This is a genomic window from Ancylobacter mangrovi (assembly GCF_024752335.1).
GTDB classification, from domain to species: domain Bacteria; phylum Pseudomonadota; class Alphaproteobacteria; order Rhizobiales; family Xanthobacteraceae; genus Ancylobacter; species Ancylobacter mangrovi.
On the sequence record NZ_JANTHY010000002.1, the window covers coordinates 61,881 to 83,787 of the forward strand.

19 protein-coding genes are annotated in these 21,907 nt (G+C 67.6%); 12 read left to right on the forward strand and 7 right to left on the reverse strand.

What is annotated here, in order from left to right; genetic code table 11:
* Positions 1-57: 57 nt before the first annotated feature.
* Positions 58-834 carry an IclR family transcriptional regulator gene (locus NVS83_RS06130; RefSeq protein ID WP_258738543.1) on the forward strand — a complete coding sequence of 259 codons (777 nt, stop codon included), beginning with the start codon at positions 58-60 and terminating at the stop codon, positions 832-834.
* Here NVS83_RS06130 and NVS83_RS06135 read toward each other — a convergent pair.
* Complete coding sequence (locus tag NVS83_RS06135; RefSeq protein WP_258738544.1) at positions 799-1,743, reverse strand: NAD(P)-dependent oxidoreductase; 945 nt, start codon at positions 1,741-1,743, stop codon at positions 799-801. The two genes, NVS83_RS06130 and NVS83_RS06135, sit on opposite strands and share 36 nt — an antisense overlap.
* A 15-nt stretch (positions 1,744-1,758) precedes the next feature.
* On the reverse strand, positions 1,759-3,234 hold the full coding sequence (locus NVS83_RS06140) for an aldehyde dehydrogenase (protein WP_258738545.1): 1,476 nt from the start codon (positions 3,232-3,234) through the stop codon (positions 1,759-1,761).
* Positions 3,235-3,398: 164 nt separating this feature from the next.
* Here NVS83_RS06140 and NVS83_RS06145 point away from each other — a divergent pair, with 164 nt between their 5' ends.
* The 4 genes from NVS83_RS06145 to NVS83_RS06160 all read left to right on the forward strand — a co-directional run bounded on the left by NVS83_RS06145 (position 3,399) and on the right by NVS83_RS06160 (position 8,699).
* Positions 3,399-4,769, forward strand: coding sequence for an aminotransferase (locus tag NVS83_RS06145; RefSeq protein WP_258738546.1), 1,371 nt, complete (start codon positions 3,399-3,401; stop codon positions 4,767-4,769).
* Between the two features lie 56 nt (positions 4,770-4,825).
* Positions 4,826-5,935: an AbrB family transcriptional regulator gene (locus NVS83_RS06150; RefSeq protein ID WP_258738547.1), complete on the forward strand. Its 1,110-nt coding sequence runs from the start codon at positions 4,826-4,828 to the stop codon at positions 5,933-5,935.
* Between the two features lie 224 nt (positions 5,936-6,159).
* Positions 6,160-7,089, forward strand: a complete 930-nt coding sequence (locus NVS83_RS06155) for an alpha/beta fold hydrolase (protein ID WP_258738548.1) — start codon at positions 6,160-6,162, stop codon at positions 7,087-7,089.
* Positions 7,086-8,699: a rhodanese-like domain-containing protein gene (locus tag NVS83_RS06160; RefSeq protein WP_258738549.1), complete on the forward strand. Its 1,614-nt coding sequence runs from the start codon at positions 7,086-7,088 to the stop codon at positions 8,697-8,699. The genes NVS83_RS06155 and NVS83_RS06160 overlap by 4 nt, the downstream gene beginning before the upstream one ends.
* Positions 8,700-8,869: 170 nt before the next feature.
* Here the strand turns inward: NVS83_RS06160 and NVS83_RS06165 are convergent, their stop codons facing one another.
* From NVS83_RS06165 to NVS83_RS06175, 3 genes are all read right to left on the reverse strand, one after another.
* Positions 8,870-10,447 (reverse strand): tripartite tricarboxylate transporter permease, encoded by a 1,578-nt coding sequence (locus NVS83_RS06165; protein WP_258738550.1) that lies wholly within the window; start codon positions 10,445-10,447, stop codon positions 8,870-8,872.
* Between the two features lie 9 nt (positions 10,448-10,456).
* The gene (locus NVS83_RS06170) at positions 10,457-10,957 is read right to left on the reverse strand and encodes a tripartite tricarboxylate transporter TctB family protein (RefSeq protein ID WP_258738551.1); all 501 of its coding nucleotides are present in this window, start codon (positions 10,955-10,957) and stop codon (positions 10,457-10,459) included.
* Positions 10,958-11,030: 73 nt separating this feature from the next.
* Positions 11,031-11,990 carry a tripartite tricarboxylate transporter substrate binding protein gene (locus NVS83_RS06175; RefSeq protein ID WP_258738552.1) on the reverse strand — a complete coding sequence of 320 codons (960 nt, stop codon included), beginning with the start codon at positions 11,988-11,990 and terminating at the stop codon, positions 11,031-11,033.
* 459 nt (positions 11,991-12,449) lie between these two features.
* On the opposite strand from NVS83_RS06175, the gene NVS83_RS06180 reads away from it, so the two are divergent.
* Genes NVS83_RS06180 through NVS83_RS06205 form a run of 6 tightly spaced genes read left to right on the forward strand, consistent with a single transcriptional unit; the run spans position 12,450 to position 18,657 of the window.
* Positions 12,450-13,556 carry an AbrB family transcriptional regulator gene (locus NVS83_RS06180; protein WP_258739114.1) on the forward strand — a complete coding sequence of 369 codons (1,107 nt, stop codon included), beginning with the start codon at positions 12,450-12,452 and terminating at the stop codon, positions 13,554-13,556.
* Entirely contained in the window at positions 13,540-14,334 is a 795-nt protein-coding gene (locus NVS83_RS06185) for an SDR family oxidoreductase (protein WP_258738553.1), read from the forward strand. The genes NVS83_RS06180 and NVS83_RS06185 overlap by 17 nt, the downstream gene beginning before the upstream one ends.
* Positions 14,335-14,345: 11 nt before the next feature.
* Positions 14,346-15,713, forward strand: a complete 1,368-nt coding sequence (locus NVS83_RS06190) for an MmgE/PrpD family protein (RefSeq protein ID WP_258738554.1) — start codon at positions 14,346-14,348, stop codon at positions 15,711-15,713.
* Between the two features lie 9 nt (positions 15,714-15,722).
* On the forward strand, positions 15,723-16,817 hold the full coding sequence (locus NVS83_RS06195; protein WP_258738555.1) for an isocitrate/isopropylmalate dehydrogenase family protein: 1,095 nt from the start codon (positions 15,723-15,725) through the stop codon (positions 16,815-16,817).
* On the forward strand, positions 16,804-17,910 hold the full coding sequence (locus NVS83_RS06200; RefSeq protein ID WP_258738556.1) for a tartrate dehydrogenase: 1,107 nt from the start codon (positions 16,804-16,806) through the stop codon (positions 17,908-17,910). The genes NVS83_RS06195 and NVS83_RS06200 overlap by 14 nt, the downstream gene beginning before the upstream one ends.
* 48 nt (positions 17,911-17,958) lie before the next feature.
* Positions 17,959-18,657, forward strand: coding sequence for an FCD domain-containing protein (locus NVS83_RS06205; RefSeq protein ID WP_258731607.1), 699 nt, complete (start codon positions 17,959-17,961; stop codon positions 18,655-18,657).
* Between the two features lie 72 nt (positions 18,658-18,729).
* Here the strand turns inward: NVS83_RS06205 and NVS83_RS06210 are convergent, their stop codons facing one another.
* Positions 18,730-19,755, reverse strand: a complete 1,026-nt coding sequence (locus NVS83_RS06210; RefSeq protein ID WP_258738557.1) for a PdxA family dehydrogenase — start codon at positions 19,753-19,755, stop codon at positions 18,730-18,732.
* Between the two features lie 28 nt (positions 19,756-19,783).
* Entirely contained in the window at positions 19,784-20,518 is a 735-nt protein-coding gene (locus NVS83_RS06215; protein WP_258738558.1) for an FCD domain-containing protein, read from the reverse strand.
* Positions 20,519-20,814: 296 nt separating this feature from the next.
* On the opposite strand from NVS83_RS06215, the gene NVS83_RS06220 reads away from it, so the two are divergent.
* Positions 20,815-21,900 carry a tartrate dehydrogenase gene (locus NVS83_RS06220; protein WP_258738559.1) on the forward strand — a complete coding sequence of 362 codons (1,086 nt, stop codon included), beginning with the start codon at positions 20,815-20,817 and terminating at the stop codon, positions 21,898-21,900.
* Positions 21,901-21,907 lie beyond the last annotated feature (7 nt).

The window sequence follows — 21,907 nt, forward strand, 5'->3', positions numbered from 1 at the left end:
GCCGATGGGGAAAACGGCGGCACGCGGTTCGGGGGCTGAGCGCCGGTCGCCGCGTTCTTGGGCAGCAAGGAGGAAATGCACGTGGCAGAAACGGCACTCAAGACCAAGGGAGTCGAAGCCGTCGACAAGGCTCTCCACATATTGTCGCTGTTCACGGCGGACACGCCGAAGCTCTCGCTCGGCGAGATCAGCCAGCGCAGCGGCTATGTGAAGAGCACGGCGATGCGCCTGCTCATCTCCCTGCAGCAGGCCGGCCTCGTCGTCATGCAGCCGGACAAGAGCTACATGGTCGGCCCGCAGACCTTCCGGCTTGGGCATCTCTACCAGCGCAGCCTCCGGCTCGAACCTGTCGTGCGGCCCGTATTGCGCGCCCTGGTACTGCGCACGGGCGAAAGCGGCTCGTTCTTCAAGCGCGAGGGCAATATGCGGGTGTGCCTGTTCCGCGAGGATTCCTCGCAGGTGCTGCGCGAGCATGTGCCTGAAGGCGAGGCCGTGGGGCTGGACAAGGGCGCGCCCGGTCACGTCCTCTCCGAGTTTTCGGACGTGGACGGAACCCGCCCGGCGTCCGATGCGCAGCTTGCGCGTCTTCCCATCGTCTCGCTCGGCCAGCGCGGGCCCGACATCGCCGGCATCGCCGCACCGGTCTTCGGAGCCGCGCAGGGTCTCGTCGGGGCCGTGACATTGTCGGGTCCGCGGACGCGCTTCACGCCCGAGGTCATTGAGGACATGAGGCCGCTGGTGCTCGAGGCGGCCCGCGAGCTCACACGCGCGCTGGCTGGCTCCTTCTACGACGACCTGTCAGTACGCGTGCCCCGGCTCGATCACGTCGGCTAGCGGGGCGCCGGCGAGGTAGCGGTCCAGATTGGACGCTATCTTGTCGGAGAAACGGCGCAGGAAGGCGGGATCCGACCAGGAGATGTGCGGGGTGATGCGCACCGAGGGGTGCGTGTAGAGACGGTGCCCCGCCGGGAGCGGCTCGGGATCCGTCACGTCCAGGGTCGCGAAGCCGAGGCGGCCGGAATCCAGTGCATCAAGCAAGGCATCCTGATCGACGAGATCGCCGCGCCCGACATTGACGAGGTGCAGGCCGGGCTTCGCCATGGCCAGCAGCTCGCTGGAGACGATATGGCGCGTTTCCGCCGTCGATGGCACGGCGACCACGAGATGATCGGCCTGCGCAACCATGGCCGGCAGGGCGCACGGTTCGACACCCGACTCCCGGCCTGACCAGACGCCGCGTCGCGTCGCCAGGATCCGCATGTCGAAGGCGGCGGCCCTCCGCGCGATCGCCTGGCCTATGGCGCCGTAGCCGACCAGGCCCAGCGTCGCCCCTTCCAGCCGGCCGAGGGTAACTTCGCGCCAGGCGTCGGGCCCGCGTACCGTGACCTCCTCGATACGCTTCTCGCGGACCAGCAGGGCGGCCAGCACATATTCGGCGATCGGGACGGCGGCAATGCCGCGCCCGGAACTCACGATCGTGCCCGACCACATCCAGGCCGGATAGGCATCCATGCCGGCGGACATGGTCTGCACCCATCGCAGACGATGCGGCCAGCCTTCGGGCGGCGATGCCGGGGCGCTTCGCCACGCCGGAAAGGCGCGGGTGAGCAGGATATCCGCCGCCGAATCCACCTCCCAGGGACGGCTGGAGCCATCATGCTCGACGATGACGGGCCGCGAGGGATGGTCGGCCAGACGCGCGCCGATCTCCGGCCCGAGCTGATTGACGATCACCGCCGGCATCGGCCGCTCCAGCACCTAGAGATCGAAGGGGGACACATACTTGCCCGACAGGTTCACCAGCACGCTCTTGGTCTGGAGGTATTCATGTATCATGTCCGCGCCTCCCTCGCGCCCGAGCCCGGACATCTTGTATCCGCCGAAGGGCGTGATGTTGGAGCTCGCGCGGTAGGTATTCACCCAGACCGTGCCGGCCTGAAGCTTCGCCGCCACGCGGTGGACCCGGTTGACGTCCTGCGTCCAGAGGCCTGCACCGAGGCCGAAGCGGATGTCGTTGGCGATCCGCAGCGCATCGGCTTCATCCTCGAAGGGTATGACGCAAAGCGCCGGCCCGAAGATCTCCTCCTGCGCAATGCGCATGCCGTTTACGACGCCTGTGAAGATCGTCGGCTCGATGAACAGCCCCTTTCCAAGGCCGGGGCGCGTGGCGGGCCCGCCGCCACAGGCGACCACCGCACCTTCGCCCCTTCCCATCTCGATGCGCTGCAGAATGCGGTCGAACTGCGGCCTGTTGGCAACCGGCCCGATGTGGGTCGCCGGGTCCATCGGGTCGCCGAGCCGTATCCGGCCCGCGAGATCGACCACCCGCGGGACGAAGGTGTCATAGATCGAGCGCTGCACCAGCAGTCGCGAGCCGGCGATGCAGCTCTGCCCACCCGACGCGAAGATGCCCGCCACCGCGCCCTGCGCGGCATTGTCGAGATTGGCATCCTCGAACACGATGTTGGGTGACTTGCCGCCCAATTCGAGGATGACCGGCTTGAGCCGCTTGGCCGCGCCCGCATAGACGGCGAGCCCTCCATCGACCCCGCCCGTGAAGGCCAGCTTCACGACGTCCGGATGGTCGACGAGCGCCTTGCCGGCCTCGCCGCCAAGACCCGTGACGACATTGACGACTCCCTCGGGGAATCCTGCCTCTCCCACCAGCGCGGCGAAGCGCAATGCCGAGGCGGAGGTGAACTCCGAGGGCTTGATTACCGCCGTATTGCCTGTCGCCAGGGCCGGCGCCAGCTTCCAGGCCAGCAGATTCAGCGGCGAATTCCAGGGCGTGATCATGCCGATCACGCCCAATGGCTCGCGGCGAGTATAGCTCAGATGTTCCGGGCGATCGGTCGGCAGCACCTCGCCCGTGATCTTGTCGGCAAGGCCGGCATAGAAGTAGTACCACTCGGGGATGCGCCCGACCTGCGCCTTCATCTCGCGATAGGTCTTGCCGTTGTCCCGCACCTCGATGGCGGCGAGCTCATCGACATGCGCGGCGACAACGTCCCCGAGCCGCCGCATCAGCGCCGCCCGCGCGGGCTGGGTCATCGTGCTCCAGGGCCCTTCCCGGAAGGCACGCGAGGCGGCCGCCACCGCAGCCTCCACATCCTCGGGCGAGGAGCGTGGCACCCGGCCCCAGACCTCGCCGGTGAAGGGATTGTCGCAGTCGAGATAGGCACCGGATCGCGGCGGGACATAGGCGCCATTGATGTAGTTGTTCCAGATTTCCATTGCGCGCTCTCCCACTTCAGACCCCGACGCTCGGCTTCGGCTTGACGACGTTAGCCGAAGCCTTCATTCTATTCAATGAATTTTCATTCTATTGTATGGAATGAACGTTTGCCGTGAAACTTTCACCTCGCCGGTTGCGCTGCTCTCACACCTCGGGAACCACGATGAAGCACTTCGAGGCCAACAGTCCCTATGCCCGCGACATCGGCGCGGTCGTGCACCCTCACACCAATCTGCGCGTTCATCTGGAGAAGGGCCCGGAAATCTTCACCCGGGGCCGTGGGCTGTTCGTCTATGACGAGGAAGGGCGCGAATTCTTCGACGCCGCCGCCGGCCTGTGGTGCGCCTCGCTCGGCTTCGGCAATGAGCGCCTCGCCCGCGTTGCTTACGACGCGATGAAGAACCTCGGCTACTACCAGATCTTCCGCGGCGCCTCGAACGGGGCCGCGATCGAGCTCTCCGAGCGGCTGCTGGCGCTGGCGCCCTGCCCGATGTCGAAGGTCCTGCTGCAGTGTTCCGGCTCGGAAGCCAACGACACGGCCGTCAAGCTGGTCTGGTACTTCTGGAACGCCCTCGACAAGCCGGAGAAGCGCAAGATCATCTCGCGCAAGGGCTCCTATCACGGCTCGACCACGATCGACGTCTGCCTCACCGGCAAGCCGGAATTCCATGCCGGCTTCGGACTGCCGTTCCCCGGCTTCCTCCACACGGACATGCCCTATTATTACCGCCACCATGTCGACGGAGAGAGCGAGGAAGAGTTCTCCCAGCGCCTCGCCGACAATCTGGAACGGCTGATCCTCGAGGAAGGCCCCGAGACGATCGCCGCCTTCTGGGCCGATCCGGTGGTCGGCGGCGCCGGCGCGGTGCTTCCGCCGAAGGGCTATTTCGAGAAGGTGCAGGCCGTCCTTCGCAAGTACGACATCCTGTTCGTCGCCGACGAGGTGATCTGCGGCTTCGGCCGCACGGGCAATATGTGGGGCTCGCAGACCTTCTCCATCACGCCCGACATCATCACCTGCGCCAAGGCTCTTTCCGCTGCCATGCAGCCGATCTCGGCGGTTCTGATCAACGAGCGCATCTTCGAGGGGATGAAGATCCAGAGCGATCGGAACGGCCGCTTCGTGCACGGCTACACCTATGCGGGCCACCCGGTCGCCGCAGCGGTCGCGCTGGAGACGCTTAAGATCTACGACGAGACGGACATGATCGGCCATGTGAAGGCCATGGAGCCGATCTTCCTCGGCGGCCTTGCCGCATTGAACGATCATCCGCTGGTGGGCGATGTCGCCGGTTGCGGCCTGATCGCCGGCATCGAGGTGGTCGCTGACAAGAAGACGCGCGAGATGTTCCCCGCAAGCGTCGGCCTTCCGGCGAAGCTGGAGGCCAACGCCCTCAAGCACGACCTGATCCTGCGACATGTAGGCAACCGCCTGGCCTTCTCCCCGGCGCTGATCATCACGGAAGCCGAGATTCACGATCTCGTCGGACGCGTGAAGGCATTGCTCGACGACACGCTCGCCGAACTCGGCTGATCCACGGCTAGACGATTTTCAGGCGGCGCGGGCGCTGCGGTGCCCGCGCGCGGGAGATGTGCGTGACCCATTCTCTTGGCGAGGATATCGCCGCTTCTCCCGGCGATGACCGACGCAAGCAGCTGATTGCGAACGGCGCGCGTGGCGCACTCACGCTCGCGGTTGGCGCTCTCGGGGGGTATCTCGCCAGTCTCGTTCATCTGCCGCTGCCCTGGATGATCGGCGCCATGATCTCCTGCGCCGTGCAGGTATGGATCACGCCCGGCTTCCTCTGGCCCGGCGCGCGCCCTCTCGCGCTCATCGTCTTGGGGCTCGGTCTCGGGCAGAGCTTCACCTCCACCATCCTCTCGGCCGTCGCCTCGGCCCTGCCCATCGTGGTTCTGGCCGGGGTCTCGACGATCTGCGTCGGAGTGGTCTTTAGCCGGCTCTTCGCCAGGCTGGCCGGCACCGACACCAAGACCGGCTATTACTGCGCCGTGCCTGGCGGCGTCATCGTGATGGCGATTCAGGCGGAGCGCATCGGCGCCGACGTCGCCACCGTCACCTTCACCCAGTCGATCCGGCTCGTCGTGGTGGTGCTTACCATTCCGCCGCTCCTCGCCTTGTCGGGCATCTCCCACCACGGCGACTTTCCGATGAACTCGGCCGCCCCACCCGTCCATGCTCTCGCGCTTGCAGGCATGCTGGTGGCCGGCTTCTTCTGCGCACGGATCGGCAATCGCCTGCACCTCACCAATCCGTGGATGATCATGCCATGCTTCATGGCCGTGACCCTCTGCTCGTTCGACGCGCTGCCCTCGGGCGTGCCGGTGCCGATGATCGACGCCGCCCAGGCGGTGCTCGGGACCGCGCTCGGCATACGGCTCACCCGCGAATTCCTGCTACGTTCGTGGCATCTCCTCGTCGCCTCCGTCATATCGACGCTGGCACTCGCCGCGACCCTGGCCACGCTCGCGGTCGTCCTCGCCTGGCTTTCCGGTTTGCCGACGGCGGCCGTCATCCTCGGCATGGCGCCGGGCGGCATGCCGGAAATGTCGCTGACCGCCCGGGCGCTCGACGCTCCGGTGGCACTGGTGCTCGGCTTCCATCTGGTGCGGGTGGTGCTTTCCAACCTGCTCATCGAGCCGATCTGGAGCCTTGCGTCCCGCCTGGGGATGGCGCGGTGAGATCGGACCTACGGATGCCGGCGAGTGCGGCGGTGGAGGAAGAATTTTCGATCCGGGAACGGGCTCGGCGCTCGCGGGTCGCGATCTCGTAAGCCCGGTTCGCGGCGGCTTCGGCGACCTTCCCGCGGGCTTCAAACCACACGCAATCGATTCGAACAAATTGTTGACAGTTGGCAAAAAGGGGATAGAGAGGTTTTACTGCATTGGTAGGGAGGAAAAAGCCCATGTCGACTCTGGAGGCCGTGCCCGAGCTCGTCCCGTCCACCCGGTTGATGGAAGGGTTCACCCGCCAGCGGATCAAGACGCGCGGCGCCGAGATCAACGTGGCCATTGCCGGCGAAGGCCCTCCCCTGCTGCTGATCCACGGCAACCCGCTGACGCTGGTGAGCTGGCACAAGGTCGCCCCGTCACTGGCGCGGGATTTCACCGTGGTCGCTATCGACATGCGTGGCTATGGCGACAGCTCGAAGCCCTATGGCGGCGAGGATCATTCCGGCTACTCGTTCCGCGCCATCGGTGAGGACGCCTTCGACGTCATGGACGCGCTGGGCCACACGCGCTTCGCCGTCGCCGGCCATGACCGCGGCGCCCGGGTCGGCTTCCGGATGGCTCTCGACCAGCCCGAACGCATCATCCGCTACGCGGCGCTCGACATCGTTCCCACGCACCATGTGCTGAACAACATCACGCTCGGCTGGGCGCGCGAAAGCTATCACTGGTTCTTCATGGCGCAGAAGGCGCCGTTTCCCGAGAAGCTGCTGGGCGCCGACCTCGACTATTACATGCGCTACAAGCTCAACAAGAAGGGCGTCGGCCTGGAAATCTTCACGCCCGAGGCGATGGAGGAATATGTCCGCTGTGCCACACCCGAACAGATCCACGCCGTGTGCGAGGACTATCGGGCGACCGTCACCGTCGACCTGGAAATGGACACGGCCGATTTCGGCAAGCGTCGCATCACCTGCCCGACGCTGGTGATCTGGGGCGACAACAGCCATTGCGGGCGGCACTTCAAGCCGGTCGAGGCCTGGTCGGACTGGGCCGACGATCTCGTCGGCTTCTCGGTGCCCACCGGCCATTATCCGGCCGAGCACAGGCCCGACCTCATCTACGCGGCGTTCTATCGCTTCTTCCGCGGCGAGAACGTCGGATGACGGTGGCGTCCGTCACGGCGGAGGTGGCCAAGAGCCGCCTCCATGCCGGCGCGGAGATTGCGTTCCTCGATGTTCGAGAAGCTGCAGCCTTTGGCGACGGCCATCCGCTGTTCGCGGTGCCCTGCCCGTTCAGCCAACTGGAAGTGTCGGCAACTTCGCTCGTTCCACGCCTTGATTGTCCGATACTTCTGATCGACGACGGCGACGGCCTGGCTGAGCGGGCGGGCGAGCGGCTCGCCGCTTGCGGCTATCGCGACGTGGCGATCGTGGCCGGCGGCCTGCCCGCGTGGAAGGCCGCTGGTCTTGGCGTGTTCGCGGGCGTCAATGTGCCCAGCAAGACGCTCGGCGAGTTGCTCGAGCACAGCCACCATCCGCGCATGATCGACGCCGACACGCTCGATCGCTGGCAGCGCGAGGCGCGCCCGCACCTGTTCTTCGATTCCCGCCCGCCGGCGGAATACGCCAAGATGAGGATCGCCGGGGCGCGCTGCGTTCCCAACGGCGAACTGGCGCATCGGCTGGGCGTGCTGCTGCCGGATGACGCCACCCCCATCGTCCTCACCTGCGCCGGCCGGACCCGCGGGATCGTGGGGGCGCTCGGCCTCATGGCGCTGAACGTCGCGAACCCGGTCTACGCGCTCGAGAACGGCACGCAGGGCTGGGCCCTGTCCGGCCGCCCGCTCGACCGGGGCGCAGAGCCGGATCCGCTGCCTTCCCTGAGCGAGAAGGCGCGCGGCGCGGCGAGGGCGCGCGCGGCGCGGCTGATTGCCGATGCCGGCCTGCCGCGCATCACGATCGCCGAGGCCGAGACCCTTCTCGCTGATGAGCGGCGCAGCACCTTCCTGTTTGATCTGCGCAGCGCCCCGGAACGCGCCGGACGGCCGGTCCCGGGCGCGGTTCCGGTGCTCACGGGCCAGCTCGTGCAGGCAACGGACCAGTATGTCGGCGTCCGCCACGCGCGGCTGATCCTGATGGACGATGCCGGGTTGCGCGGCGCGCTCGCCGCCCTGTTCCTGCAGGCGCTGGGCTTCGAGGTCCACATCCTGGCGCTGGACGACGAGCCGGCCCGGCCGGGCCCCCTCTTCGCGCGGGTTCCGCCACGGATCCCGCCCCCGCTCGAGCCCTGTTCGCCCGGGGATGCGGCGCAGTACGTCGAGCGTGGCGCCCACCTGCTCGACCTACGCAGTTCGCAGGCCTGGGAAAAGCGGCGGCTGAGCGGAGCGCGCTGGACGATGCGCGCCGACTTGCGCGCCGACTTGCCCGCCGACTTGCCCGCCGCGCTGCCGCCCGGCACCGGCCATGCCGTGCTCTATGGCGATGCCGCCACCGTCGCGGCGGCCGCGCTGGAGCTTTCCGGGCGGGGAATCGCGGCGCATTGGCTGGGCGCCGATCTCGACGAATGCGCGGCCGCCGGCTGGACGATCGACGAGACGCCGCGCCCGATGAGCCGGGCGCAGGCGCTGGACCGGATCTGGTTCGTCCATGACAGGCATGACGGCAATGCCGAGGCATCGCGCCGCTATCTTGCCTGGGAGATGGGGCTGATCGATCAGCTCGACGCGGCGGAGCGCGCCTCCTTCGGCAGCGTGCCCATCACCGCCCCAGCCTGAAGGCGGCAAAAGCCGCTCTCGCTTTCGGCCCTCTCCCGTCTCGTACGGGAGAGGGCTTTTTCGTATTGGGGTCGGACGCTCCCGGACCCGCCTCAAAAAAAGGGGGACGGGCTGCGCACCCGTCCCCTCTCCAGTGACTGCCGCGACAGGTGGAACTGCCGGCAGTTGCCTCAGCCCTTGAGGGCGCTGGCGCGCGGCGGTGCGGGCACCTTGTCCTGCTCGAGCTGGCGCAGCAGCGCGGCCTCCTCGGCGGCTTCGGCCCGGCGCTGCTTGCGCTTGCTCCAGGCGGTCATGCCCAGCGATGCCACCATCACCCCGACGATCGCCACCGCCCCCGGGCGCTGGAACAGGTAGAGAGGATCGCCGCCACTGATCTGATAGGAGCGGAGGAACTCGGTCTCCAGCATGCGCCCGAGCAGGATGCCCACCACGACGGCCGGGATCGGGTACTCGTAGCGGCTGAGCGCGAAGCCGAGCAGCGCGAAGATGAACAGGGTGATCGGCCCCGCGATCTCGCCCGTGACGGCATAGGTGCCCAGCGTCGCGACCACCAGCACCGACGGCAGCACGTAGCGCGTGCGCACCTTCACGACATTGGCGGCGACGTAGATGAAGGCGACGCCCACGGCCAGCAGCACGGTCGCCTGGACCATGTTGTTGAGGATGATCGCGTAGACCATCGGCTTCTGCGACTGGATGAGGCCGGGACCGGGCACGATGTTGTGCATCATGAACGCGGCGATGAGGATCGCCGTGGCGCCGCCGCCGGGAATGCCGAGGGCCAGCATGGTCGCCATCGACCCGCCCTCGCCGCTCGCGACGGCGGATTCCGCGGCGATCACCCCCTTGGGATTGCCGGTGCCGAAGGTCGCGCTGTCCTTGGCGGTGCGCTTGGTCTCGGCATAGGCGATCAGGTTGCCGATCGAGGAACCGACGCCCGGCACCGCGCCGATGACGACGCCGATGATGGAGCCGCGCAGCAGCACGCCGGGATATTTCAGCGTGCCCCAGCAGCCGGCGAGAATGCGGCGGATGCTGACCTCGCGCGCTCCGTCGGCGTCGATGATGTAGTCGCGCCCCGCAAGGCCGAGCAGTTGGCCGGCGGCCAGCAGGCCGATCATCGCCGGGATGGGCGAGATGCCGTCGAGCAGGACGGGGATGCCCAGCGTGCCGCGGGTGAAGCCCGCGGTGTTCATGCCGACCGTGCCGAGCAGCACGCCGAAGGCGGCGGCGAGCAGGCCGCGGCTGATATAGGTCGAGCCCAGCGAGCCGAGCAGCAGCATGCCCCAGATCGCCACTGCGAACATCTCCAGCGGGCCGATGCGCAGCACGATGTCGGCCAGCGGCTCGATGAGCAGGAGCAGCAGCACGTAGCCGAAGATGCCGCAGATGGTGGAGGCGAAGAGCGCATGCCCCAGCGCCTCGTTGTGCAGCCCCTTCTGCGACATGGCGAAACCGTCGAACGTGGTCGCGAACGAGGATGGCGTGCCGGGTATGTTCATCAAGATGGCGGGCACCGACCCGCCGAATCCGGCTCCGGTGTAGACCGAGGTCAGGAAGACGATGGCCGGGAAGAAGTCCATGTAGAGCGACATGGGCAGCACGATCGCCATCGCCATGGTGATCGAGATGCCCGGGATCGCGCTGAAGATCAGCCCGATGATGAGGCCGGGAACGATCCAGCCCCAGGACCCGGCCGATGCGAACATGATGCCGAGCGCATCATGAAAGGCGGAAACGTCGATCATGGTCGTGGCTCACAGAAGAGTGGTGGGCATCGGGTAGGGGATCATGGCGCGGAAGCCGTAGATCGCCACAGCCGTGACCGCGAGCGAGAACACCAGCACGCGCAGGGGGCGGCGTTCGCCGCACACCACCATCGCCGCGGCGGAGAACAGGAAGACCGCGATGTCGAAGCCGATCGTCTCGAGCAGGAAGACCATCAACCCGAGCGCGACGCTCAGCGCGCCCATCTTGATCAGGTCGGAATAGTCCGGCGCGGCGGTGGGCGACAGCGGGTCCTGGTCGGAAGCGATCGCGGCCGCTTCGGCCTCGTCGACCTTGTGGAAGCACTGGGGCACGATGAATGCGTAGAGAGCCAGCGTGAAGAGCGAGACCGGCTCCACCAGCAGAAGATTGTTGACACTCAGCGAGACGCTGCGCGCATCGAGCAGATACCAGAAGACCAGTCCGGCGATCAGCGTGATGAGGGCGAGGTGTCCGTACTCGATGACGTAGGTATGCCGTCCGATACGCATCACCATCTCCATTCCATGAGGGATGAGCAGAAGAGGCCGGCGCACCAGGCGCCGGCCTCGTCGCGGATGCCGGCTACTTCATGAGGTCGATGTACTTGGCCATCTTGTCGGCATTGGCGAGATAGGCCTTCTCGGAGGCCTCCGGGCCGTACCAGGTGGTCGCGAGCTGCTGCAGCTTGAGGGCCTCGATCGCCTTCGGGTTCTTGCTGGCCCGCTCGAGCGCGCCGCTGAGGAACTTGAAGATCTCCGGCTGCTCGTTCTTGAGCTTGGTGGTGACCACCCATCCGCGCTGCGAGCCCTCGACGAAGTCGACCTTGAGGCCGCTCGCGCCGATGAGGGGCGCGTCGGGATACCAGTCCACCGTCTCCTCGGCGAAGATCGCCAGCGGCCGGATCTTGGAGACCAGCGGGAGGAAGCCCTCGCCGCCGACGAAGCCGACATCGACCTGGGCGCCGGCGGTCGCGTTGCGGGCCGGCCCGCCGCCGTCATAGGTCACGATGCGAAGCTTGGACGGGTCGATCTTGGCGGCCTGGAAGGCGAGAACCATGTTGGCGTAGTCCGCCGAGGCGGGCTGGACGCCGATGCTGAGGCTGCCGGGATCGGCCTGCAGCTTTTCGATGACTTCCGCAAAGGTCTTGATCGGGCTGTCCGCCGACGTCGCCGCGAGCGTGTAGTCGCGCGACGGCAGGTTCAGCATCGAGAAGTCCTCGACCTTGTAGGGCGCGTTCTGCAGGAGCACGGTCAGCGGGATATAGGGCGCCGCCGAGGTGCACAGGATGCTGTAGCCGTCCGCCGGCTGGTTGAGCGCGTAGGAGTTGCCGAGCTGGGTGCCGGCGCCCGGCTTGTTGACGATGACCAGCGGCTGGCCGAGCTCCTTTTCCAGATAGGGAGCAAAGGCGCGCGAGAGGCGGTCATTGTAGCCGCCGGTGGCGAAGGGCACGATCACGTTGATCGGACGCGTGGGGTAATCCGCAGCGCGCAGGATCGAAGGCATCGCGACCAGGCCGCTGGCGACGCCGACGCTTCCGGCCACGAGTCGGAATGCTTCTCTGCGTGTAAAATCGGTCATGTTTTCCTCCCGCCGTTCCATCTGGATTGCAACCGGGTGTTCGTCCCCGGCCGTGTGGACTAGGCTGAGCCAGACTGTTCCTCGATCCGTCAACTGTCAACAGATTTGCCGACAGAATTGTTGGGCGAGGCAGAAGCGGCACTCTTTGCCACGGTCGGGCGTGCCAATATGGCTTCGCACACGGCAGGGAAGACGCCCGAAATAGGCCAATATCCCCATTGGCAGGTCCATATCGCCCCATTTTGTTGACAGTTGTCAATAACTCTGGCTCTATCCGGGCTCGGTTTCGCCGGCCCTACCGTAACGTGCGGCCGCTGCCCTGGAGGTCGCCATGTCCTGCCTTTCGTCCCGATCCCTCCCCCGTCCGACGACGGATGCGGTCGGCGCGGGGAAGGCGCGACGGGGCGACGGGGCTCTCGCGTGATGGCCGACATCCCGAGGAACCCGGATACGGTGGCGCGGTCGGGGCTCCAGTCCGTTCGCTGGTGGCTGTGCATCGTCGCGACCTATTCGGTCGCCGCCATCGCCGGCTATCTCGCCTCCCTCGCCCACATGCCGCTGCCCTGGATGCTGGGGCCGCTCTTTGCTTGCGGGGCGCTGATGATCGCGGGCGTACCGTTGCAGGCGGGGCCGCACCTGCGCGAAATCGGCCAGGTCATCGTCGGCCTCGCCATCGGCATGCGCTTCACGCCGCACCTGCTGCTGGTGTCGCTGGGGTTGCTGCCGGCGATGATCGCGTCGACGCTCTACATCATCCTGGCGACCTTTCTCGGTGCGCTGCTGATGCGCCCGCTCGCGCGCATCGATCCCACCACCGCCTTCTTCGCCACTGCGGCCGGCGGCATGGCCGACATGGCGGTGGTCGCGGCGGCGCGCGGCGGCGACACCAACACGGTGTCCGTGGTCCACGCGCTGCGCGTCACCACCGTGGTCAGCGTCGTGCCTTTCCTCGTCTTCGCCTATGGCGAACCGGGGACGGCGACGACGGTGGAGACGGTGATGTCGCACGAGATCCCTTCGCTGCTGCTGGCGCTGCTGGTGGCCTATCTCGGCGCGCACCTGCTGCGGCCGACCGCGATTCCCAATCCGTGGCTTCTCGGCTCGCTGCTGCCGAGCGCGGCGCTGGGGGCGTCCGGCCTTCTGCACGTGGCGGTGCCCGGCGTGATGGTGATCGTCGCCCAGATCATGATCGGCGTGTGGCTCGCCATGCGGTTCCGGCGCGACCTGTTCGTGCGCCTGCCGCGCGTCGCCGCGGGCGGATTGCTGGTCGCGCTCCTGCTGATCGGCGCGGCGGCGCTGGGCGCCGAGGTGCTGTCCTTCGCCACCGGCCTGCCGCTGACGACGAGCTTCCTGGCCCTGGCCCCCGCCGCCGTCACCGAGATGGTGCTGACGGCCAAGGCCATGCACGCCGACGCCGAGCTGGTGACGGCGTTCCACATCGTCCGCATCGCGATGATCGCCTCGACGATTCTCCTCGTCTTCCGCGTCTACCGCTTCGTCTTGAGAGGGCATTATGGATCTGGGATTTGACGGCCGGCGCGCCGTCATCGTCGGCGGCAGCTACGGCATAGGCGAGGCGACCGCCCGCATCCTGCTGAGCGAGGGCGCCGACGTCGTCATCGCCTCGCGCAGCCGCGACAATCTCGAAGCCGCGGCGGCGCGGCTGGGCGAAGCGACCGGCCGCGCGCCGCATCTCGTCGTGGCGGATGTGGTGAAGGATGCCGGATCCGCCGCGAAGCTGGCGGACGAGGCGCGCACGCGCTGGGGCGCGCTCGACATTCTCGTCAGCGCCGTCGGCGGCAGCGTCCGGGCCGATTTCGGCGACCTGTCCGACGAGGACTGGCTCGCCAGCTATACGTTCAACGTCCTGTCCACCGTGCGCGTCATCCGCGCCGGCGCGCCGCTGCTGGCGCAGGGACGCGATCCCGCCGTGGTGACGCTCGGGGCGGCGGCCGCCAAGATGCCCTACGCGCACCAGGTCATGACCAATGTGCACAAGGCCGGCCTGCTCGGCCTCGTGAAGACGCTCGCGCTGGAGCTGGGCGAACAGGGCATCCGCATCAACAGTGTCGGCCCGGGCCGCACTAAGACCCCGCTTTGGATCAACCGGGCCGACCGGATGGCGAGCGAGCGCGGCGTGCCGGTGGGCGCGATCTTCGAGGAATTCTCGCACGAGATTCCCCTGAAGAGATTCGCCGAGCCGGCCGAAGTCGCGGTGATGGTCGCCTGGCTCGCCAGCCCGCTCGCCAGCTACGTCACCGGCCAGGCCATCAATGTCGACGGCGGTATCGCGCGCGGCCTCGTCTAAGGGAGAGAGAAATGTCCGAGACAGATATCACAAGGAAGCTCGCCGCCTGGGTCGTGAATTTCCCGGCCGACGGGATACCCCAATCCGTGCGCGAGGAAGGCGTGCGGACGCTCTTCAACTGGATGGGCTGCGCCGTCGGCGGCGCGCGCCACGAGACCGTCGATTGCGCGCTCGCCGGCATCATGCCCTTCGCCGGCCGCTCCCAGGCCACGGTGCTCGGGCGCGGCGAAAGGCTCGACGTCCTCAACACGGCGCTCGTCAACGGCATCAGCTCGCATGTCCTCGACTATGACGACACGCATCTGAAGACCATCATCCATCCGGCCGGGCCGGTCGCCTCGGCGCTTCTGGCCGCGGCCGAGTATCAGCCGGTCTCCGGGCAGGACTTCCTGACCGCGCTGCTCATCGGCGTCGAGGTCGAGTGCCGCATCGGCAACAGCGTCTACCCGGAGCACTATGACCGGGGCTGGCACATCACCGGCACGGCCGGCGTGTTCGGCGCGGCGGCGGCGCTCGGGCGCATGCTCGGGCTCGACGAGCAGCGGATGACCTGGGCGCTCGGCATTGCCGCCACCCAGGCCTCGGGCCTGCGCGAAATGTTCGGCACCATGTGCAAGAGCTTCCATCCGGGCAATGCCGCGAAGAACGGCGCCATGGCCGCCTATCTGGCCCAGGCCGGCTTCGACAGCTCCCTGCAGGCGATCGAGGCGCCGCGCGGCTTCGCCAACGTGCTCTCGACCCGGCACGACTACAACGAGATCCTCGGCGGGCTCGGCGAGGTCTGGGAGGCGGCGCTCAACTCCTACAAGCCCTTCGCCTGCGGCGTCGTCATCCACCCGACCATCGACGGCTGCCAGCAGCTGCGCGAGGAGCTCGGGAGCGAGGTCGAGCGGATCGCCGCGGTGCGCCTGCGCGCCCACCCGCTGGTGCTCGAGCTCACCGGCAAGCGCGAGCCGCAGACCGGGCTCGAGACCAAGTTCAGCATCTATCACGCGGCCGCCTGCGGCCTGCTGCGCGGAGACGGATCGCCCACCGCCTTCACCGACGAGGCGGCGAACGCGCCGGAGCTGGTCGCCCTGCGCCGCAAGGTGAGCGCGACATCGGACACCTCGATCCACGAGGCGTCGGTGGTGATCGAGGTCGAGTTCGAGGACGGGCGGCGGATCGAGCGCGTGATCGAGCGCGCCATCGGCAGCCGCGAGCGTCCGCTCAGCAACCAGCAGCTCGAAGCCAAGTTCGCCCATCAGGCGGGGCTGGTCGTCGGAGCGGAGACGACTCAGTCGCTGATGGAGATGTGCTGGCGCCTGCCCGAGCTTGCCGATGTCGGCGCGCTTGCCCGCGCCTCGGTGCCGGCCGGCCGGCGCGATGCGGCCGAATAGGAGACGGCGATGAGCGCATCCACCCTGCGCATCGGCCTGCTGAACGGGGACGATATCGGGCACGAGATCGTCCCGGCGTCGCACCGCATCGCCGAGGCGGCGGCCCGCGCAAGCGGCCTTTCCATCGACTGGCATCCGATCCCGATCGGGCGCAAGGCCCTCGACGAGCTCGGCCATACGATGCCGGCGGGCACGCTGGAGCGGCTGGGCGAGCTCGACGGCTTCATCCTCGGGCCCATCGGCCATCAGGCCTATCCCAAGGTGCCGGAGGCCATCAACCCGCACCCGATCCTGCGCAAGAGCTTCGACCTGTTCGCCAATGTCCGCCCGACGCGCTCCTATCCGGGGCTGGGCTGTCTTTACGACGACATCGACCTGGTGATCGTGCGCGAGAACAATGAGGGCTTCCAGCCGGACCGCAACGTGGTCGCCGGCTCGGGCGAGTTCCGGCCGACGCACGACATGACCATCTCGGTGCGCGTGATCACCCGCGAGGGCAGCCGCAAGGTGGCCCAGGCGGCGCTCGAGATCGCCCGCGCGCGCCGCAAGCGGCTGACCGTCGTGCACAAGGACACGGTGTTCAAGCTCGGCTGCGGCATGTTCGTCGAGGAGTGCCACAAGGCCGGCGAAGCGTTCCCGGACGTGACCATCGACGAGGTCATCGTCGACACCTTCGCGATGAAGCTGGTGCGCGAGCCGCAGCGCTTCGACACCGTCGTCACCACCAACATGTTCGGCGACATCCTCACCGACGAGGCGGCCGGGCTCGTCGGCGGCCTCGGCATGGCACCGGGCCTGTGCATCGGGCGCGGCGACATCGCGATGGCGCAGGCCACCCACGGCTCGGCCCCGGACATCGCCGGCAAGGGAATCGCCAACCCCTACGCCATGATCGAATCCACCCGGATGCTGATCGAGTGGCTCGGCCGCCGGCACGGCCTTCCCGCGGCCGGCCGCGCCGCCGCGCTGATGAAGACCGGCATCGAAGCCGCGCTGGCGGACCCCGCAACGCGCACACCCGACATTCGTGGATCCGGCACACAGGCCGACATGGTCGACGGAATCCTCGCAGCTATGGAGAGACACAGCCATGCGGCAGCATAAGATCGCCCTCATCCCCGGAGACGGCATCGGCTCCGACGTCATCCACGCCGGCCGGCGCGTGCTCGACACGCTGGCCGCGAATGACGGGGGCTTCGCGTTCAGCTTCGAGACCTTCGACTGGGGATCCGACCGCTATCGCCGCGTCGGCCGCATGATGCCGGAGGACGGCGTCGACACGCTGCGCGCCTTCGACGCGATCTATTTCGGCGCGGTCGGCGATCCCCAGATTCCCGACCACATCACGCTGTGGGAGCTGCGCCTCGCGATCTGCCAGGGGCTCGACCAGTACGCGAATGTCCGCCCCTCGCGGCTGCTGCCGAACATCACCGGCCCCCTCCGCCCCGAGCTCGGCCGCGAGATCGACTGGGTGATCGTGCGCGAGAACAGCGAGGGCGAATATGCCGGCGCCGGCGGACGGGCCCATCGCGGGCTGCCGATCGAGGTCGGGCTCGACGTGTCGGTGTTCACGCGCACCGGCGTCAAGCGGATCGCGCGCTTCGCCTGCGAGCTCGCCATGTCGCGTCCGCGCCGCAAGCTCACCATCGTCACCAAGTCCAATGCCCAGCGCCACGGCATGGTGCTGTGGGACGAGGTGTGCCGCTCGGTGATCAAGGACTTCCCGGATCTCGACGTCGACTGGATGCTCGTCGACGCGATGACGATGCGGCTGGTGCTGCGGCCGGGCACGGTCGACACGGTGCTGGCGACCAATCTCCACGCCGACGTGCTGTCCGACCTCGCTTCCGCGCTCAGCGGCAGCCTCGGCATCGGCGCCACCGCGAATCTGACGCCGGACCGCTCGGCCCCGTCCATGTTCGAGCCGATCCACGGGTCGGGCTTCGACCTCATCGGCAAGGGAATCGCCAATCCGATCGGCGCGTTCTGGAGCGCCGCGCTGATGCTGGAACATCTCGGCGAGGGCACGGCCGCGAACCGGCTGATGCGTGCCATCGAGCGGGTGACGGAACTCGGAACGGCGTTGACGCCCGATCTCGGCGGAAGCGCGACCACCGAGGACGTGACGAATGCCGTGATCGGCCTCATTGAAGGACAAAACGAAGCGGAAAAGCGCCACTCACGCAGCGTCGCGTAGAAACTAGAAGCTATTCACCACGGGATTGTCTACAATCGACCGATGACCATGAACACTGACACCGGCCCGCTGAACGACCTCTCCGTGGTGAAGAGCGTTTCCCTCACCAGCGCGCTCGAAAAGGAGCTCGAGCGGCTCATCCTGACGGGCGAGCTGGAGCCCGGAGCGCGGATCAACGAGATCCATCTCTCGAACCGCTTCGGCACCAGCCGCGGCCCGATCCGCGAGGCGACGCGAAGCCTCGAGGCGAAGGGCCTGGTCGAAGTCGTCCGCAATAGGGGCGTCTTCGTCCGTCGGCTGACGGTCGAGGACGCCATCGAGATCTACGACGTGCGCGCCGCCCTGTTCGGGCAGGCGGGGCGTTTGCTGGCGGAACGGATGACGGACGAGCTGCTGGTCGAGCTGACCCGCCTCGTCGACCGGATGGACATGGTCGCCGACCAGGGCAGCTTCGACGAATATTATCCGCTCAACCTGGCCTTCCATAATCTGATCGTCACCTCCTGCGGCAATCGCACGCTGGCGGCGGAATATCATCGCTTCGTCAACAAGCTCCATCTGTTCCGCGCCCGCGCGCTGGTGCAGGGCGGCGGCCTCGCGGTGTCGAACCGCGAGCACCGCGCCATGCTCGAGGCGCTGGCCTCGGGCGACGGCGACCGGGCGCAGATGACGCATTGGCGTCATGTGGCGCTGGCCAAGCGGCGCCTGATCGCCGCGGGAAGCGGCGGCGCCTCCCGCAACGACTGATCCGCCCGCGATTTCCGTCATCGCTGGACGTGCCGGCAGTCCCGGCACGTCGCTGCTGTCGCGCGCTTGCCGTCAGGCCGCCGCGCGCGATTCCATCTGGCGCGTGGCCACGCGTGCCGCCAGCCGGATCGCCGACTTGAAAGCGCCGATATCGGCGACGCCCTTGCCGACGATGTCGAACGCCGTGCCGTGGGCGGGGGTCGTGAACACCACCTCGAGACCGGCGGTGATCGTCACGCCCTTGTTGAAGCCCTTGAGCTTCGTCGCGATCTGCCCCTGGTCGTGATACATCGCCATCACGCCGTCATAGGCACCCGAGAACGCCTTCAGATAGACCGTGTCGGCGGGGAAGGGCCCACTGCAGTCGATGCCCTGGGCGGCCATCGCCTCGACCGCGGGACGAATGATCTCGATCTCCTCGGTGCCGAACAGCCCGCCCTCGCCCGCGTGCGGATTGAGCGCGGCGACGGCGATGCGCGGACGCTCGATGCCGGCCTTGCGCATGGTGTCGTCGGCGAGCTTGAGCGCGCGGCAGATGGATTCGAACGTCACCTGATCGAGCGCGGTCCGCAGGGAGACGTGCGAGGTGACCCGCGTCATCCACTGGTTCTCGAGCACGTTCATCTCGCTGAACGGGCCCTCATGGGCGAGAAGGTGGGCGAACATCTTGTGCTCGTCGGGAAAGCGCCAGCCGCCCTTGAACATCGCCTGCTTGTTCAGCGGCGCGAAGGACACCCCGTCCACCTCGCCGGCCTTGGCGAAGTCGATGGCGCGCGCCAGCGTGTCGCCGGTCAGCCGGCCGGAATCGGGCGAGGCGACGCCGAGCTCGAAGGCGGAAGGGTCGATATTGCCGAGATCGACCAGCGGCACTTCCGCCCGGCTCCAGTCGACCGCCGCCGGCGAATCGTAGCGCCGGTAGGTCAGGGGCACGCCGGCCTGCCTGGCGCCCATGTCGAGCACGCGCGCATCGCCGACGACGACGAGCCGCGCGACCTTGTCCATTTCGCCTTCGTGGAGCAGCCGCGCCGTCTGCTCGGGCCCGATCCCGGTGCAGTCGCCGGGAACCAGAGCCAGTACGGGAAGAGTGTCGCGCATCATCGAATTACCTGTGTTGAACCGGGATCTGTCATGAATCGGCCGGCACGCGCTTCAGCGCGGGAGCCGGCCGCGCGTCTATGGCGGCGCTGCAGCCGAGCGTGCGCAGGAAGCGCGCCTTGCCGGCGAGGATGTGCCGTTCCAGCAGGCGCGCGGCGGTGGTGGAATCGCCGTTGCTCAGCGCCTCGACGATCGCCTTGTGCTCGTCGTTGGAGACGCGCATCGAGCCCGGCAGCACGAGGCCGCGGCGCCGGAACAGGTGAAGTTCGGCCTCCAGCAGCGGGTACATCTCGATCAGCTTGGCGTTGTCCGAGGCGACCACCACCTGGCGGTGGATCTCATTGTTGAGCGTGTAGAAGGTCGCGAGGTCCGATGCCTCGATCGCCTCGTCCATCCGGCGGATCAGGTCCTTCATCTCCCGCAACTGGGCGGTGGTGATGATCGCGGCGGCAAGGCGCCCGGCGGTGCCGAACAGCCCCGCGCGGATGTCGTACAGGTCGAGCGCTTCCTTGGTGCCGATCTCGCGCACGAAGAAGCCCCGGTTGAGCTCGCTGCGCAGCAGCCCGATCTGCTCCAGCGCGCGACAGGCCTCGCGCACCGGGCCGCGGCTGATGCCGAGCCGCAGGGCCAGCGCGCTCTCGTTGATGCGGGTCCCGCCGACCAGCTCGCCGGCCCCGATCATGCGCTCGATCTCGCGCTGGATCGGCGGCACGAAGGAGGCAGTGCGCGGGATGCGGGTGGGAGGGATGTCGTCGCGACGGGACATGTCGAAGTCTGGCGCCCCGGATCGCAAATTGTCAACATTTATGCCGCATTATTCTCTTATGCAGGTCAATTACTGATTCCCGACACACCCGATTCCGCCCGACCTGCACCGCCGCACGTCACCGATTGTTCGCCAATAAATTACGTATAATCAATCAATTACCTAATAGATCGCGATCGCCGCCCCTGCCGATCCCAATCTCACGTTATCGAAAATTGTTGACACTTTGGCGCGAGGCGAACAACGTGCGGACCGTAAGGCCGGCCGTTGCCGCGGGCAGAGATGCAGGAGTTTCCATGACGACATATTCGATAGCGGTCATCCCCGGCGACGGGATCGGCAACGAGGTGGTGCCCGAGGCCCAGCGCGTACTGGAGGCGGCGGCCCGCGCCGGCGGCTTCGAGCTGGACTGGACCCACTACGACTGGAGCTGCGAGCGTTTCGCCAAGACCGGCTCCATGATGCCCGCCGACGGGCTCGACCGGATCCGCGACAAGGACGCGATCTTCCTCGGCGCGGTCGGCTTTCCGGGCGTGCCGGACCATGTGTCGCTGTGGGGCCTGCTGATCCCCATCCGCCGTGGCTTCCATCAATATGTGAACCTGCGCCCCGTGAAGCTGATGAAGGGCGTGGAAAGCCCGCTCAAGGGCCGCGAGCCGGGCGACATCGACTTCTACGTCGTGCGCGAGAACAACGAGGGCGAATATTCCTCAATCGGCGGGCGGCTCTATGAGGGGCAGCCGGACGAGCTGGTGATGCAGCAGTCCGTCTTCACCCGGCGCGGCTGCGACCGGGTGATGCGCTACGCGTTCGATCTCGCCGCCGGGCGGAAGAAGCACGTCACCTCGGCCACCAAGTCGAACGGCATCAGCCACACCATGCCCTATTGGGACGAGCGCTTCGCGGCCGTCGCCAAGGACTATCCGGGCTTCACCACCGACCAGTTCCACATCGACATCCTGACCGCGCATTTCGTGCGCAACCCGGACTGGTTCGACGTCGTGGTGGCCTCGAACCTCTTCGGCGACATCCTGTCGGATCTCGGCCCGGCCGTGGTCGGCTCGATCGGCATCGCGCCGGGCGCCAACATCAACCCCGAGAAGGACTACCCCTCCATGTTCGAGCCGGTGCACGGCTCGGCGCCGGACATCGCCGGCAAGGGCATCGCCAACCCCATCGGCCAGGTCTGGTCAGGCGCGATGATGCTGCGCCATCTCGGCGAGGAGGCGGCCGCGCGGGCCATCGAGACCGCCATCGAGGACGTGCTCGCCCGCCGCGACAGCCTCACGCGCGACCTCGGCGGCACCGCCGGCACCCGCGAGCTGACCGACGCCATCATCGGCGCCCTGCCCGCGAGCCGCGTGCACTCGCCGGCCGCCTGAGCGCCAT